Annotated in this window: 9 protein-coding genes and 2 pseudogenes; 6 read left to right on the top strand and 5 right to left on the bottom strand. The window is 64.5% G+C overall.

Annotated features, from left to right (window positions below):
- The first annotated feature begins 10 nt into the window (after positions 1 to 10).
- Genes ACWPWT_RS13860 through ACWPWT_RS13850 form a run of 3 tightly spaced genes read left to right on the top strand, consistent with a single transcriptional unit; the run spans position 11 to position 4,905 of the window.
- Positions 11 to 2,407 carry a TonB-dependent siderophore receptor gene (locus ACWPWT_RS13860; RefSeq protein ID WP_454280153.1) on the top strand — a complete coding sequence of 799 codons (2,397 nt, stop codon included), beginning with the start codon at positions 11 to 13 and terminating at the stop codon, positions 2,405 to 2,407.
- Between the two features lie 54 nt (positions 2,408 to 2,461).
- Entirely contained in the window at positions 2,462 to 3,550 is a 1,089-nt protein-coding gene (locus ACWPWT_RS13855; protein ID WP_454280152.1) for a purine nucleoside permease, read from the top strand.
- The gene (locus ACWPWT_RS13850) at positions 3,547 to 4,905 is read left to right on the top strand and encodes an 8-oxoguanine deaminase (RefSeq protein WP_454280151.1); all 1,359 of its coding nucleotides are present in this window, start codon (positions 3,547 to 3,549) and stop codon (positions 4,903 to 4,905) included. Before ACWPWT_RS13855 ends, ACWPWT_RS13850 begins: the two co-directional genes overlap by 4 nt.
- On the opposite strand, the gene ACWPWT_RS13845 is transcribed toward ACWPWT_RS13850, so the two are convergent.
- The gene (locus tag ACWPWT_RS13845) at positions 4,902 to 6,323 is read right to left on the bottom strand and encodes a nucleobase:cation symporter-2 family protein (protein ID WP_454280150.1); all 1,422 of its coding nucleotides are present in this window, start codon (positions 6,321 to 6,323) and stop codon (positions 4,902 to 4,904) included. The two genes, ACWPWT_RS13850 and ACWPWT_RS13845, sit on opposite strands and share 4 nt — an antisense overlap.
- Positions 6,324 to 6,558: 235 nt before the next feature.
- Between ACWPWT_RS13845 and ACWPWT_RS13840 the strand changes: the two genes are divergently transcribed.
- A complete protein-coding gene (locus ACWPWT_RS13840) occupies positions 6,559 to 7,572 on the top strand; it encodes an adenosine deaminase (protein WP_454280149.1) in 1,014 nt (337 codons plus the stop codon).
- A gap of 131 nt (positions 7,573 to 7,703) precedes the next feature.
- Positions 7,704 to 8,255, top strand: coding sequence for a phosphoribosyltransferase (locus tag ACWPWT_RS13835; protein ID WP_261270526.1), 552 nt, complete (start codon positions 7,704 to 7,706; stop codon positions 8,253 to 8,255).
- 194 nt (positions 8,256 to 8,449) lie between these two features.
- Here ACWPWT_RS13835 and ACWPWT_RS13830 read toward each other — a convergent pair whose 3' ends face one another.
- The 3 genes and pseudogenes from ACWPWT_RS13830 to ACWPWT_RS13820 form a co-directional block, all read right to left on the bottom strand.
- Entirely contained in the window at positions 8,450 to 11,710 is a 3,261-nt protein-coding gene (locus ACWPWT_RS13830) for a TonB-dependent receptor (RefSeq protein WP_454280148.1), read from the bottom strand.
- 75 nt (positions 11,711 to 11,785) lie between these two features.
- Positions 11,786 to 12,865, bottom strand: a complete 1,080-nt coding sequence (locus tag ACWPWT_RS13825; RefSeq protein WP_454280147.1) for a purine nucleoside permease — start codon at positions 12,863 to 12,865, stop codon at positions 11,786 to 11,788.
- 628 nt (positions 12,866 to 13,493) lie between these two features.
- Positions 13,494 to 13,825, bottom strand: a pseudogene (locus ACWPWT_RS13820) (transposase); the annotation flags it as partial.
- Between the two features lie 271 nt (positions 13,826 to 14,096).
- Here ACWPWT_RS13820 and ACWPWT_RS13815 point away from each other — a divergent pair.
- Positions 14,097 to 14,556, top strand: a pseudogene (locus ACWPWT_RS13815) (DDE-type integrase/transposase/recombinase); the annotation flags it as partial.
- A gap of 122 nt (positions 14,557 to 14,678) precedes the next feature.
- Here the strand turns inward: ACWPWT_RS13815 and ACWPWT_RS13810 are convergent.
- Positions 14,679 to 16,952 carry an FdhF/YdeP family oxidoreductase gene (locus ACWPWT_RS13810; RefSeq protein WP_454280146.1) on the bottom strand — a complete coding sequence of 758 codons (2,274 nt, stop codon included), beginning with the start codon at positions 16,950 to 16,952 and terminating at the stop codon, positions 14,679 to 14,681.
- Between the last annotated feature and the right edge of the window lie 6 nt (positions 16,953 to 16,958).

Genomic DNA, 16,958 nt, shown 5'->3' with positions numbered 1-16,958 from the left:
CGGGACGGCGATGACCACGCCCGCGCTTGCGCAGCAGGCCGGGGCGGCGGCACCTGTCGCCTCCAATCAGGCTCCGGCGCAGGACGGCGCGGAGATCGTGGTCACCGGCTCTCTTGACGCGCTACCGGTCAAGGACGTCGGCTCCGTCTTCGGGTTCGACAAGACCTTGGTCGAAACCCCGCGCTCCGCCTCGACGATCAGCGACGAGCAGATCGAGCGCTTCGGTATCACCGACATCTACGATCTGGTCGCCCAGTCGCCCGGCACCTTCACCAACTCCTTCTTCGGTGTCGGCGGCGCACTCGACATTCGCGGTACGCCGGGCGAGACCTATTTTCGCGGTGTCCGTCGGCTCGACAATGCGGGCAATTATCCGACGCCCATCGCCGCGGCCGATCGCATCGACATCGTCCGCGGCCCAGCCTCGCCCATCTATGGCCCGTCCAAGACCGGCGGCTATCTGAACTTCGTTCCCAAATCGGCGCGGGTCGCGGGCGGCGCGCTGCTGAGCCGTCCGACCGGCGAGGTGAGCTATACCGGGGGCAGTTGGGACCGCAACAACCTGCGCGCCGAAGTGCGCGGGCCGCTGCACCTGCCGGGCGCCGATCTCGGCTACAGCCTTTATGCCGAAATCGAGGATTCGGGCAGCTATTACCGCAACATGTCGACGAAGCAGACGATCCTGCAAGGCGCGTTCGACCACCAGTTGACCGACCGCATCCGCATCGAATTCGGCGGCCAGTACCAGAATTTCAAAGGCCAGCAGAATGGTGGCTGGAACCGCCTGACGCAGAAGCTGGTCGATAACGGCACCTACATCACCGGCACCGCCAAGCCGCTCGACACCAATGGCGATGGCCAGATCTCGCAGGGCGAGGTCAACGCATCGATCCCCGGCGGCCTTTCAATCTTCGGCAATTTCGCCTGCCCCAACAGCTCGGCCAGCCCGTTCGCGAGCGGTTTTACCGACGCCTGCTTCACCCAGACCTATCCGCAGCTCAACCTCGTCAACACCGGTACCACCACGCTCAGCCGCCGCGACGTGCTGACCGGCGTCAACGACAAGCTGCACAACAAACAGACGACGCTCTATTACGACATCACCTTCGATGGCCCCAGCGACCTGACCGTCAAGAACCAATTGTTCTTCGATCATACGCAGAACATCAACAACAATGATTACGGATTCTCGCAGCGCGTCAAATCCTATGTGATCGAGGACAAGATCGTCGTCGCAAAGGCGATCGAAACGAGCATCGGCAAATTTTCGGGACAGCTCTCGCCGTCGCTCCGCTACGTCAATTTCGACTATGGCGACGATTTCGACTATGAATATTTCCACCGGGTCGACCTGACCCAAGGCTATACCCCCGCGTCGAACCGGCTGCTCGCGACCGAGTGCAATTGCGGTTACACCGATCGCGTCTTCGGCCACACCACGGACTATGGCATTGCGGCGCTGGTCGATCTCGACTTCAGCTTCGGGCTCGATCTGTTGCTGGGCGGCCGCTATGACAAGGTCGATGCATCGTCGCGCTATGATGCAAGTGTGATGGACCGGGTGCCGACCCGGAATGCTGCAAAAGGCAGCGACGATGGCTGGTCGTGGACCGCCAGCGCGTCGTACAAGCTGCCCTTCGGCCTCATCCCCTATGCCACCGCGTCGCAGCAATCGACGATCGTCGTCGGCCAGGGCGCCGAGGTCCTGCCCGAAGCGGTGGCGTCCGGCTTCATGTCGACCTCCCGCCTGTATGAGGGCGGCGTTAAGGGAAGCTGGCTGAACGAGAAGCTCTATGCCGCGCTTTCGGTCTACAAGCAGAATCGCACCGACTTCAACATCCAGTCGATCACCGTCAACCAGGCGGTCGAGACAAAGGGGGTGGAGGCCGAAGTCCGCTGGGCGGTCGACCGTCATCTACTCGTGACCGGCGCCTATACCCATACGGAAGTCGTCAACCTGACCGGCCTGCAAGCCGGCTCGCTGTTCAGCTTCTTCGGCATCGAGGATCTGGTCAACGTCTCCAACCCGACGCTGTATCTGGGCGGGCAGCCGATCGGCCTGGTGCCGATCAACAACCGCGACCAGGCCCGCCGCGCAGGCATCCCCGCCAATCTCTATTCCGCCACCGCCACCTATGGCTTCGACAACGGCCTGTCGGTCAGCGGCAGCGTGGTGAAGGTGGACTCGGTCTTTTCGGGCCAGTCGCAAGCGGTGCGGCTGCCCGGCTATACGCTGGTCGATCTGTCGAGTTCGTATCAGACCGGCCCGTGGCTGTTCCGCGTGGTCGTCAAGAACGCGACCAACGCTCGCTACTTCCGCGCGAACTTCACGGAATTGTTCGGCAGCACCATCGTCCTGCCCGAACGTCCGCGCAGCTTCCTCGCCTCTGCCGTCTACAAATTCTAATGGTCTGGGCGGGGGAGCGGACGGCCGCCTCCCCGCCCGGCCGGAGTATCGATCATGCCCGCTTTTCTCCCCGGCCTGCTGCTCGCAGCCGCCGCGTCCGTCACCGCCGCCCCCGCCCCGGCCACGCCGCCCGCCCTTTGCGCGATCGCCGCGCCCTGCGCCCGCCCGTTGCCGGTGCGAATGGTCGTCGTCACCATGTTCGAGATCGGCAAGGACGAGGGCGATACCGCCGGCGAGTTCCAGCTATGGAAGACACGGCGCAACCTCTACCAGCGCATCCCCTTCCCGCACGGCTATCACGACCTTTATTACAACCCGGAAACGCAGATCCTTGGGGTCGTCACCGGCGTCGGATCGATACGGGCCGCCTCTGCAATCACTGCAATCGGCCTAGACACCCGGCTCGACCTGTCGCGCGCCTATTGGCTGGTCGCGGGCATCGCCGGGATCGATCCCGAGGATGCCTCGATCGGCTCGGCGGCCTGGGCCCGCTATGTCGTCGACGGCGATCTGGCGCATGAGATCGATGCGCGCGAAATCCCCGCCGACTGGAAGAGCGGCTATTTCCCGCTCGACCGCAAGGGGCCGAACGATCCCGCCCCGCCCCGCCAGGACGGCGGCGAGGTGTTCACGCTCAATCCCCGGCTGACGGAATGGGCGTACCGCCTGACCCGCGACGTGCCACTGTCCGACGATCCGGGCATCGCCCGCGAACGTGCGCGCTACACCGATCATCCCAATGCGCAAAAGCCGCCCTTCGTCCTGATCGGCGACCAATTCTCGGCCATGACCTTCTGGCATGGGGCACTGCTCAACCGCTGGGCCAACGATCACACCCGTTATTTCACGCGGGGGCAGGGACAGTTCGTCACCAGCGCGATGGAAGAAAGCGGGACGCTCCAGGCGATCGACTATCTGTCGAAGATCGGCCGCGTCGACAAGGATCGCGTTCTCGTCCTGCGTTCGGGCAGCAACTATACCATGCCGCCCCCCGGCGTCAGCGCGGCCGACTATCTGCTGCGCGAGAATGAGGGCTATGCCGGTCTGACCGCGTCGGTCGAAAGCCTGTACCGCGTCGGCGACCGGGTGGTGACGGAACTACTCGCCCATTGGGATCGCTACGGCCAGACGCCGCCCCAATGACGCTGACCGTCCTGCACTCGGCCGCCATGCTCGTCACGATGGACGATGACGAGCGGGAGATCGCCGACGGCGCGATCGCGTGGCGCGACGGCGTTATCACCGAGATCGGCACGACCGATGCGCTCGCCCCACTGCGGCGAGCGGCCGACCGGACCATCGACGCGCGCGATTGCGTCGTCACCCCGGGCTTGGTCAACACCCACCATCATCTGTACCAGTCGCTGACGCGCGCGGTGCCGGGGGCGATCGATGCCTCGCTATTCAATTGGCTGAAGCGGCTTTATCCGATCTGGGCCCGCTATCGGCCCGACGACGTCCATGCCGCCACGCGGCTGGGCCTGGCCGAACTGGCGCTCTCCGGCTGCACGCTCAGCACCGACCATTTGTACCTCTATCCGAACGGCGTCACACTGGACGACACGATCGCGGCCGCCGCGGAGATCGGCCTGCGCTTCCACCCGACGCGCGGCAGCATGAGCGTGGGCGAAAGCGCGGGCGGCCTGCCCCCCGATACACTGGTCGAGCGCGAACCCGCGATCCTGGCCGACACCATCCGGGTGATAGACCGGTTCCACGATTCCGCCCCCGGCGCGATGGTTCGCGTCGGCGTCGCTCCCTGCTCGCCCTTTTCGGTCAGCGAAGGCCTGATGCGCGACGCGGCGCTGCTCGCCCGCGACAAGGGGGTGATGCTCCACACGCATCTGGCCGAGGACGAAGACGATGTCGCCTTCTCGCTCGCACGCTTCGGCTGTCGGCCCGGTGTCTATGCCGAACGGCTCGGCTGGACGGGGCCGGACGTGTGGATGGCGCATGCGGTCAAGCTGGACGCCGACGAGATCGCGCTGTTCGCCGCGACCGGCACCGGGGTCGCGCATTGCGCCTGCTCCAACTGCCGCCTGGGCTCCGGTATCGCGCCGGTCGTCCGGATGCTGGCGGCCGGTGTGCCGCTCGGGCTCGGGGTGGACGGCTCGGCGTCGAACGACAGTGGCCACCTGTTGAACGAAGCACGACAGGCCTTGCTCCTGCAACGCGTCACCGGCGGCGCGGGAGCCTTGTCGCCGCGCGCTGCTCTCCGGCTGGCGACGCGAGGCGGCGCGGAGATGCTGGGACGGCATGATTGCGGAGCCCTGATGGTCGGCCGCCGCGCCGATCTGGCGGTATGGGACGTGGCCGGGAGCGCCAATACCGGCGCCTGGGACCCGGTGGCAGGACTGATACTCTGCCCGCCCGCCGGTGTGCGCGACCTGTTCGTCGAGGGGCGGGCCATCGTCAGCGGCGGCGCGCTGGTCAGCACGTGCCAGGCCACCATCCTGGCCGACGCCCGCCGTTCGATCGAGCGGCTTCGCGCGGGTTAGGCCATCGGGTCGTCGGTGCTGGTCCGCGCGCTGAAGAACGCGTTCAGCCCGACCGCACTGACCGACGCCAGCACGATGCCCGAATGCAGCAACGGGGCGAGCGCCGTCGGCATCGCCTGGAAGAACCGGTCGGACAGCACCGGGATCAGTCCGACGGCGATCGACACCGCGATCGTCACCAACCGCTCGAAGGTCAGCTCGACCGAACCCAGGATGCGGATGCCGGTCGCCGCGATCATCCCAAACATGACCAGGGCCGCGCCGCCCAATACCGGGAGGGGCACTGCCGCGACGAGCGCCGCCAGCTTCGGACAGACGCCGAGCGTCAGCAGGATCACGCCCGCCCCTGCGCATACGAAGCGCGAACGGACGCCGGTGATGCTCAACAACCCGATATTCTGCGCGAAAGAAGTATAGGGAAAGGTATTGAATACGCCGCCCAGCAGCGTTCCGGCCGCATCGCCGCGCAGCCCACGCACCATCTGTGCACGGTCGACCGGCCGGCCGACCATCTGCCCCGCCGCCATGAACATGCCGAACGATTCGATCATCACCGTCATCATGACCAGGCACATCGCGATCGAGGCGGGCAGGTCGAAGGTCGGCAGGCCGAACTGGAACGGCCGCACCAGCGCGAACCATGGCGCCTCGTGCACCGGCGTCAGGTCCACCTGCCCCATGATCCCGGCAATGACGGTCCCCGCGACCGTGCCGATCAGCACCGCGCCGCTGCGCACAAGACCATGGCCGAACCGCATCAGGCACAACACGACGCACAGGGTCAGCAGCGCCAGCAACAGATGGGCCGGCGCGCCATATCCCGGATCGGTCGGCTGTCCGCCCGCGGTCCAGTTGATACCGACCCGCATCAGGCTCAACCCGATGGACAGGATCACCGTCCCGGTCACGGCAGGCGGGAAAAGCCGCGACACCCGCCCGACGAACGGCGCGATCAGGAAGCCGAACAGCCCCGCGACGATGACCGCGCCATATATGCCCCGCAAGACCGTCTCGGGCGGCGTGCCATCGGCATGGCCAGTGGCGATCATCGCCAGCATCGGGCTGATCGAGGCGAAAGTCACGCCCATCACGATCGGCAGGCGGATACCGACCAACGGCAGCCCGAGCGTCTGGATCAACGTGGCGAAACCGCAGGCAACCAGGTCGGCGCTGATCAACATGCCCAATTGCGCGGGCGCCAGGCCGAGCGCACGCCCGACCACGAGCGGCACCGCTACCGCCCCGGCATACATGACCAGCACATGCTGGAACGCCAGCGGCACCAGCCGTCGTGCGGGCAGGATCGCATCAACGCCGTCATCGGCCCGGCCCCCTGCCGTTGCGACGGACGGATGGGACGCGCCCTCCTCCGCCAGACCCTGTCCTGCCAGGGGCAACTCCGATGTCGCCGATTGCATGGCTTGGGTCTCCGTATGTCCGCTGGATGATGATCGCCATGGTATCGACATCGCCCCTGCCGCCACCAGCGCCGAATCTGGAACGGAGCGATCGAGAAAAGGCATCGCTTGTCGCCGTGGTGTCCCCTTCCCCCGAACCACGCCGGAATTCGCACGCCGAGGCTATCGCAGGCGTCATCGATTGCGCATGATGGGACGATCACGCTACCGATTGTTTCGGATGGAGCCTGCCCGCATGACCGACGACGACTTCATCACCGCCTTGCCCAAAGCGGAATTGCATCTCCATATCGAAGGCAGTCTCGAACCCGAATTGATGTTCGAACTGGCGCGCCGGAACAAGGTCGACATCCCGTTCCGATCGGTGGAAGAGGTACGGGCCGCCTATGCCTTTTCCAAACTGCAGGATTTCCTCGACATCTATTATGCGGGTGCGGACGTCTTGCGGACGGCACAGGATTTCCACGATCTATCGGTCGCCTATTTCGATCGGGCGGCGGCGGATGGCGTCGTGCACGCCGAGATCTTCTTCGATCCGCAGACCCATACCGATCGCGGTATCCCCTTCGACGTGGTGATGGACGGACTGCTGGCCGGGATGACCGCCGCGCGGGAGCGGCATGGCCTGACGTCGAAGCTGATCCTGTGCTTCCTGCGCCACCTAGATGAAGAGGCCGCCTTCGCCACCTTCGGCCAGGCGGAAAAATGGCTCGATCGGATCGATGGCGTGGGCCTCGATTCCTCGGAGGTCGGCCATCCTCCTTCGAAATTCGCCCGCGTCTTCGCGGCCGCCGGGGATGCGGGGCTCAAGCGCGTGGCCCATGCCGGGGAGGAAGGTCCGCCGGCCTATGTTCATGAGGCGCTCGACCTGTTGCGGATCGACCGCCTCGACCATGGCAATCGCGCGCTGGAAGATCCGCTTCTGACCGCACGCCTCGCGCGCGAAGCGATGACACTGACCGTCTGCCCGCTGTCCAACCATAAATTGTGCGTGGTCGGGGATATGGCGGATCATCCCATCGACCGGATGCTGGCGCTCGGTCTGCGCGCGACGATCAACTCGGATGACCCGGCCTATTTCGGCGGCTATGTCGGCGACAATTACCGGGCCGTCGCCAAGGCCCGAAACCTGTCGCGCGCGGACCTGGTGACACTGGCGCGCAACAGCTTCCTGGGATCGTTTCTGGACGATGGCGCGATCGCGACGCATCTCGCCCGGCTTGAGGCGTTCGCACACAATGCCCCATGACCTGCCAGGGCTGTCGTCGCGCCGACATGCGACGCGCCCATTGCTCTCCCGGCGGGAGGAGTACAACATGATCGCGGGACGCGAGCATGGGTATCTCTGCCCATCCGTACAACAATGATGATGGAAATTCCGTGGTTACCAAACTCTATCTGTCCGCCGACCGTCTGCTCGAAGACTCCTTCCGCCTCGCCAATCTGGTCTTCGATTCGGGATTTCGCCCCACCCATATCGTCGGCATCTGGCGCGGCGGCGCGCCGGTGGGGATCGCCGTTCAGGAACTGCTCGAATATCGTGGGGTGCAGAGCGACCATATCGCGATCCGCACCACCTCCTACACCGGCATCGACCAGCAGGACCCGCAGGTGCGGATCTATGGCCTCGGCTATCTGGTCGACGTCCTCAACCCGGAGGACCGCCTGCTCCTGATCGACGATGTGTTCGATTCGGGGCGATCCATCCGCGCGGTGCTCAAGGAATTGAAGGATCGTTGCCGGAACAATATCCCGGACGAGGTGAAGGTCGCGACCGTCTATTACAAGCCGTCACGCAACGTGACCGATCTGAAGCCCGATTTCTTCGTCTATCAGACCAATGACTGGCTCATCTTCCCGCACGAGATCGACGGACTGACCGAGGCGGAAATCCGCGAGCACAAACATGGTGCCGACATCATCCTGCGCTGAGACGAATTAGGCCCGGTTTTTCCCGCGCACATGGCCGATCCGGAAACGGCCGGGCCCCTCCCCCAATAGTTAAGCTCGCTCGGGAGAGTCGCCGGGTGAGAGATAGCCCCGCGGATGGGTGATCCCAACCCGCGGGGTCCTGTCGGCTCTTCGAGGGGCAAGGGCATTCGGCGAACGGATGTTCGCCGCGCCGTTCAGAATTCGACCTTCGCGCCGATCCGCAGGCTCCACAGCGACACGCGGCCGACATTGTTGATCGCAGGGTTTGAGAAGTTCGAATAGCGATACTGCGCGCAGCCCGCCGAGGTGGTGGCCGCACAGGCGACGTTCACGACCGGCGCAAGATAGGGGAAGGCGACCTGACGCAACGAGCCCCAATCGCGGTTGATGAGGTTCAGGACGTTTTCCATGTCGGCGAAGATCTTGAACCGCGCGCCCAGGGGCAGCGGCACTTCCTGATCGGCGTGAAGGTCGATCTTCGTCCAGGTCGGCGCGCGCTGGCTGTTCTTGGACATGATCGCGCCCTGCTTCAGCCCATTCTCGCGAACAAAGGCCGAGAAGGCGTCGAAGGTCGCCTGGCTGTCATAGGTGACGCGCGAGTCCGCCCCGATCGCGGAGACGTTGGGCACATAGAGCAGATAGCGATTGGAACTGCTCGCCGTGCCGAAGATCGAGTGGCCGTTGACAAGCGCCGGATCGTTCATCGTCAGGCTGTAGGGAAGGCCCGAACGATGCTCGCCGAACAGGCTGATCCGCGTCTTGTAATCGCCGAAAAAGGCATGGTCGTAATCGATATGGAACTTGATGCTGTTGCGCACCTGGTAGATCGAGGTGCCATAGGCCGCGATGTTCGGATCGACCATGGCATTCTGGCCATAGGTCCCCGATGCGGTCGTGCCGTTCATCGAGGAAACATCCTTCACGTCCTGCCACGTATAGGCCGCGCCGAGCGAAAGGCCGGAATCGAAGTCCTTGTCGATCCGGGCGACGGCGACGAAGCTATAGCCCTGCTTTGTATTGGTCAGCAGCAGATCGGTATTCGATCCCGCGGTCAGCGAGACATAGCGGGTCCGGCCGTCCGGCATCGTTCCCGCCGCGGCGAGGCGGAGATCGCGATAGATCGAGGCGTTGTTGACCCAGCCATAATAGACGTCGCCGCCCAGCGTCCATCCGCTGCCCAGGAAGCCCTCGAACGTCGGTGACCAGTCGAGCGACAGGCTGCTCTTCCACGTCGAATCCAGCTTATAGTTGCGATCGAGCGCATTGACGTTGGCGAGCGACAGGGAGGTCGTGTTGGTCCGCAGGAAGTCGGTGACCAGCGAACTGAAACTGCTGCCGTTCACATTGTCGAGCGCCGCGGCGCAGACGTCTGCCGGGACGGGCGCGCGGCAACCACCGCTCGCCAGGCGTTCGAACGTCACCGAATTGGCGAAGACGCCCGACACCGAATAACTGTTGCCCAGGAAGACGTTCGGCGCACCACCCGCGAACAGGCCGATGCCGCCGCGCACCTGCAGCGTGTCGGTCGGTGCATAGCGGAAGGACAGGCGCGGCTGGAACACCGACCCACCGTTCGTCGTGGCGGTATTGGTGAAGTTGTAGCGCGAGAGGAAGAACGTGTTCAGCGGCGGCGGCGTGGTCCCGCCATACAGGTCGATGCGACCGCCCGCCGTGACGTTCAGGTTCGCCATCGGGTCCCAAGACGCCTGTCCGCCAAAGGTATATTGGTCATATTCGAAGCTGGCCAGCGTATCGATCAGGTTGCCCGTCACCGATCCGCCCAGCGTCAACTGGCTGGCGCGCCGGTTCTGGAAATCCGCCAGCGAGTCGAAATAGAAATTGCCATAAGCATTCTGGGTGAAGGCATTGGCGACATCGAGATGCTGGTACCCGGCGTCCAGCTTTATCGTGAAGTTGCCCGCCTCCAAACGCGCGACCGCTTCGCCGCCATATTGCTTCGTGCGGACATAGTTGAAGTGGCGGAACTGGTCCGGCCCGAAATAGAGCCTCGCGGTACCCGGTGCCGCCGTCGAACCCTGGGTACAGGCGACGAGGCTGCCCGCCGACACGGAATCGAGACAGACCTGCATCTGCGCAAAGGGAGTGGCGCCGAAGGGCACCGGCGTCAGGTCATAGGCGCGGAAATTGCCGCGCAATTCGGTGTGGAAGCGCGAGCTCCAGTCTGAATTGAGCTGGACGACGATCGAATCGACCTTTTCGGGCCGCCGATAGTTGTTCGACCCCAGGCCCAGCGCCGGGCTGGCCGCGACGGCGCTGGAAAAGCCCGCGGTCGAGGTCTGCGCGCTGTCGTTCCGGATATAGGTCGCCGACAGCCGCTGGCCATCCGTGACGTTCCAGTCGAGCTTGGCGGTATATTTCTTGTCGGTTTCGAGCAGCGTCGACTGCACGCCCAGCGTATCGTAATTATAGACGCTCTTCGCGGTGCTGGTGACCCCGGCGATCTGTGCGTCGGTCAGGTTGGGCACGACCGTCGGGAAGCCGGCGGTGCCGATCTGGATCGGCGTATCCTCCTTGAGATATTCATAGGCCAGCGCGAAGAACAACTTGTCCTTGATGATCGGCCCGGACAGAAACGCACCATAGTTGCGGCTCTCGAAGTCCAGCGCGATCCGGCCGCTCGGCGTGCCGGGGCCCACGCGGGTACGGCTGCCCGTCAGACCATCCGAACTATAGGTATAGAAGGCCGAACCGGTCAGATCGTTGGTGCCCGAACGCAGGACGACGTTGATCGCGCCGCCCTGGAAATCGCCTTCGCGGATGTCATAGGGGGCGACCTTCACCGACAATTGCTCGATCGCGTCGATCGGCACCGGCCCGCGTGCGGTGGGCAAGCCGCCGTCGTTCAGACCGAAATTGTCCGAGAAGCGCACGCCATCGACCGAGAACTTGTTCAGTCGCGCATTCTGCCCGGCGATCAACACGCCACGCGAGGTCCGGCCCGCGTCGATCGTGGCGAAGGGATCGCGGCGCACGATGTCGCGAATGTCGCGCTGAACCGACGCAACGCCCTCGATCGCCTGGCGGTTGAGCACGGTCGCGGGACCGCCTGCGGTATCGACCGCCCCCACTGACCGCGCGGTCACGACGACTTCGGCCCCCTCGGGCGCGAGCTCGACCGGCAGGCTGAGCGGTTGGCCAGCGGTCAGATTGACGTCGGTGATGACCGTGGTCGCATAGCCCGGCGCGGTGATGCGGACGGTGAAAGGACCGCCGACACGCAGACCGGCCGCGCTGAAATTCCCGTCCGTGTTGCTGCGGGTCGTGGCCGTCGTGCCGGACGGCACGTGCGTCACCAATATCTCCGCATCGCGCACCGGGACGCCGCCCGATACCACCTGCCCCCGGATGGTCGATGTGACGTCCTGTGCCGCGGCGGGCAGTGCCGTGGCAATGATCGCGATCGCGGCGGTGCCGGTATAAAGTAGAGTACGCATATATCCCCCCAAGGTTCGTATCGGTTCGGTTGTGCCGCGGCCCGTGCCGCACATGGCGGCAGGCCCAGCCCTGAATTATTTCGGTGGCGCCTGTTCGTAGCGGTCCCAATGAACGAGCAATTCGTCGACCACGCGGGACCCGACCGCATAGAGGCTTTCCAGCGCGGCGGTCATGCCGGTATAGCCTTCGTTCTCGCGCAGGAGATTTTCGGCAGCGCTGACACCCGGTGGCGGCATGTCGTAATTGCTGCCCGCGCGCAGTACCATCACGCGGTCGCGGTCGACCTTGCCGGCGCGGTCGAGATATTCGATCGCCTGCATCGTACCCGTCTCCTCCATCGCGGAGGTGACATATTCGCCCTCGCCCCTGGTCCAGTAACGCGTCCAGCCATTGGCCCAATCATTCAGCCGCGCGCCGTGCCAGAACGTCATCGCGGCAAGCTGATCCCCCTTCAGCACGAAGGGCGGACGCTGCGCATTGGGGAAGCCGGTATAGCGCCGACGTTCGGCCGCGATGCCCGGATCGTCGGGCAAGGTCATGTCCTTCGTCAGCGCATAGGCCCAGTCGCGCAAAGCCCCGTTCAGTTCGAACAGCTCGCCCGACGGCTCGGGCCGCGGCGCTGGATCATTGGGGCCTTTGCGGCGGCGGGGGAAGTAACCGGTCTTCCAGTCCGCCGGGATCTCGCGCGCGTCAATCTCATGCGCCAGGTCGCCGTCCACCAGGTAACGCGCCCAGGCCGCCGAACCGATCGACGCATCATGCGGATCGATCCCGGCGATACCCGCCACCAACCAATAGGCATGGGTCAGGTCCAGCCGCGGGTCGAGCCCGACCGCCATCGTCGCCGCTGCCGACTTGATATTGCCCACGCCGGTGACGATCGACAGGATGCGACTGTCGGGATTGTAATAGAGGTCGTGGAATCCCTGCGGAAACGGGATGCGCATGTCGAGCTTGCGCCGCTCCTTCCACAACTGGAACTCGCCGGGGGCGTCGCCGCTATCCTGGCCGATCTCGAACATGGTGACGATGACCACGCGGACGGGCAAAGGCGTGGAACAGGGGCCGCCCGGCACACAGTCCGCAGCGCGCGCGGAGCCCGTCGCCATAAGCGCGGCGGCGAACAACAGGGCAGTGGAAAGCAGACGAAGCACGTGATGATCCCCCGATCGATCCTCTCGTCCCGTCGCATGTCAGGTCGAACCACTTGCACGGCTCGCCACCGCATTTGCAGCGGCATTAATGCCCTACAAAGTCCAAAGCTTACGATCAAATGCAATGATTCCGACGCCGCGTTGCATAAATCAGAGCAGCCCCGAAGCGGCGGTGCCATCATCAACCTTCGGCTCGGAAACGCCTTTCGCGAGAGTGAGAAGGAAATGGCAACATTGAGGCTGAGGGGAGTTTGGCTCAGGCGGCGGCCCGCAGACGCAACGCCGCATCACTGATGGCTTCACATCCTATCGCCGGGGTCAACGTTCGAGGCTGTCGATGCCCCTGCGCGTTGGCGGTGCGATCAGACAACCGGGGGGCGAGAAAAGCTGGATCAAGAAGATGCGCATCATGACGTCCAACGCACCAAGTCATTGCAATCGCCTGGCGATTGGCCCGCTCCGATCATCCGGAAGACCATGGTAAAGGGGGCCAGCGCATACCCGTCCAAGACACCATCCTGGCGGTGACGGATGGCAGGATCGAGATTGACGTCGCTCCGAGCCGCAACCCACGCGTATTATCGCTTAGAAGTTCAACGACAACCTTAGGGGCGGCCGATCGCCTGAATCTGGCGCCCCCTTTTCCGCCGAACGCCGCGCGTTGCGCCTTGATGTAGGTGCTGTCGATCGCCTTACTATCCGTGACCACGCCGGCATCCACCAGCGCGTCGAGCAACTTGAGCCAGAAGCACGGCGCGACCAGCGGTTGAACCGGTTGTAGATCGTCGTGAATGTCCCGTAATCGGCTGGGCAGTCGCACCAGCGACAGCCGACCTTCAGAACATGCACGATCCCGGAGATTACCCGCCGGTCGTCTACCCGCCGCGCCCCGGGCTGGTTCTTCGGCAGATGCGGCTCGATCGCTGCCGGCGCTTCATGCGACAACCAGAACAGCGCCATGCCTCACTCCTCCTGATCCACACGCCAGTGAGTCAGAAAAACCATCACGCCTCAAGATACTGATTGGGTTTGGACCCGAAGAGCGCCCCGAACATTTATAGAAGCGATAGGGTTTCGCTTTGAATGACCCAGCCGGGTAGGATACCGTTCACATCATCGCAGTTGTCGCCCAGGCAAAGTAGATGCCCGCCTCGATAGGAGACGGACATAGGAAGCGGAGCAGGTTTTCGGACGAGTAGATCACTGCGGCATCGTCGGCGTTGCGCGGCGGGTCTTCCGGTATGAAGCGGTGCGACCCGACGACGCCCCCCCCTACGCCAGCGCTTGCGGGAACTGGCCGGGGAGCGCCGTCGGTTCGGCTATCGGCGACTGGGCTACCACCTTGCCCGGGAGGGGCTGGTGCCCAATTACAAGAAGCTGCTGCGGATTTGTCGCGAGGAGGGCCTGAAGGTCCGCCGGCGGGGGGCGGCAAGCGGGCGCTCGGCATGCGCGCACCGATGACGGTGCCGCAGGAGCCGAACCAGCGCTGGAGCCTCGACTTCGTGTCGGATGCCTTTGTCTGCGGCCGGCGCTTCCGCATCCTGGCGGTGGTCGATGACTTCAGCCGGGAGTGAATAGCCTTGGTGGCGGACACGTCACTGTCCGGCGCCCGTGTCGCACGCGAGCGGACGGCGCTGCTCGGTGAGCGCGGCAAGCCGCTCCTGATTGTCAGCGACAATGGCATCCAGTTCGCCGAAGAGCCTACCCGGCATAAGCTTGGGTCGAGCGAATGAACCGGAACAGAGGAGGATGGCCGCTGGCACCGTGGCTGATCTATAAGCCGGCCGAGCGCAATCTCGACCTTCAAGGCCGATCATGGATTGGCAGATGCCGCCCGGCGTAACGTGACCGGGACCGACTTATAGGCTGGCGTTCCGCTCTCGCGGTCGTGATCGTCCAACGCGATCAGGTGATTGGCCTCCGGATAGTAAGCCGCGACCGATCCGCGTGCGATGCTATGCGCGACCGCGACCTGACTGGCGAGGATTCGATCCGGCCCGGCCACGACATCGACCAAGTCGCCATGCTGGAGTCCGGCCTCGGCAAGGTCATCGGCATTGGCGAAGATCACGTCTCGCCTCCCCGTTATGCCGCGATAGCGGTCATTCTGGCCATAAATGGTCGTGTTATACTGATCATGGCTTCGGATCGTCGTCAGAACGAGAGGAGCATCGGCATTGCCGCCCGCACCGTCGGCATCGGGATGGACGATAAAATGCGCCTTCCCATCCGACGTATTCCAGACACGGTTCAAGGGCCCCACGGTCAGGCGGAAGCCGTGCTTCTGCCGGACCCTGACGTTGAAGCCGGCGAAGTCGGGAAACACCGCCGCGATCTTGTCGCGGATGCGATCGTAATCCGCGACCATCGCGTCCCAGTCGACCGGGGACTCTCCCAATGTTGCCTTGGCCAGTCCCGCGACGATCGCGGGTTCGGACAGCAGACCATCCGCCGCAGGCTTCAATCGCCCGCGTGAGGCATGGACCATCGACATGGAGTCCTCGACCGTCACGAATTGCGCACCGCTCGCCTGCATGTCCTGCTCGGTGCGCCCCAGACAGGGGATGACCAGGGTTTCGCGCGCCTGGAGCAGGCAGGTGCGATTGAACTTGGTGACGATCGTGACGGACAGGTCCATCTTGCGGAACGCCGCGAAACACGCCTCGGGATCGGGCATGGCCACCGCCAGATTGCCGCCCAGCGACAGGATCGCGCGCGAGTGCCCGTCGCGCATCGCCTTCAGTGCCTCGACCGCATTATGGCCGTGATGGCGCGGGCTGCGGATGCCGAAGGCCTTGTCCAGCCGAGCGAGGAACGCCTCGGTCGGCAGTTCGGTGATGCCGACGGTACGGTCGCCCTGAACGTTGCTATGCCCGCGTAAAGGGCAGATGCCTGCGCCCGGTCGCCCAAATTGGCCGCGCAGGAGTAGAAGGTTGGCGATCTGCTGCACGTTGCGCGTGCCATGCCGATGCTGGGTAATGCCCATGCCATAGCAGATGATCACCCGCTCGGCCCGCGCATAGGTGTCCGCCATGCTCTCGATCTCGGCGCGCGGCAGGCCGGAGCGGCGTTCGATCTCGGCCCAGTCGGTCGCGGCGATATCGGCGGCCAGCGCGTCGAAGCCGGTGGTGTGCTCGGCGATGAATGCGCGGTCGAGCACCCCCGCCCCGCCCGCCGCCAGATCGGTAGCGTCGAGTGCGAACAACGCCTTCATCATGCCTTTCAGCATCGCCATATCACCGCCGACCCGCACCTGATGATAGGCGGAGGCGAGCAACACGCCACCGGGTCGCACCATGTCGCCGACATGCTGGGGTGACTGGAACCGCTCCAGCCCGCGTTCCTTCATCGGATTGGCGACGATAATCGCCGCGCCGCGCTTCGCCGCATCGCGCAAGGACGACAGCATGCGCGGATGGTTGGTGCCGGGATTATGTCCGATGCAGAAAATCGCGTCGGCATGCTCGAAATCCTCGAGCGTCACCGTGCCCTTGCCGATGCCGATCGACTGGGGCAGCCCGGTGCTGGTCGCCTCATGGCACATGTTCGAGCAGTCAGGGAAATTGTTGGTCCCGAACGCCCGCACATAAAGCTGCCACAGAAACGCCGCCTCGTTCGAGGTCCGGCCCGAGGCATAGAATTCCGCCTGATCAGGATGGTCGAGTCGGTGGAGCGCCTCACCCGCCAGCCGAAACGCCTCATCATAGCCGATCACTTCATAATGATCGGTCGCCGGATTGTAGCGCAGCGGATCGGTCAGCCGTCCCGCATCCTCCAGGTCATAGTCGCTCCACGTCCACAGTTCGCTGGCCGAATGGCGGGCAAAGAATTCGGGATCGACACGCTTGGCCGTCGCTTCCCAGGTCACCGCCTTGGCGCCATTCTCGCAAAATTCGAAGGACGAGCCTTCGCGCGGGTCGGGCCACGCGCAGCCCGGACAGTCAAATCCGTCGGGCTGGTTGACCGACAGCAGCGCGCGGGCGTCCGCCATCTGCGTGCGCACCGCCGCCGCGACGGCGCGCAGCGCCCCCCAGCCGCCCGCCGGGCCGCCATAATCCTTGACCCCGTCGATCCGTTCGTCCGTCACATTGGA

This window comes from Sphingomonas sp. Marseille-Q8236, from assembly GCF_965112005.1.
The sequence above is the reverse complement of the archived record's forward strand: the minus strand, read 5'-3'. Positions and strand labels throughout refer to the sequence as shown.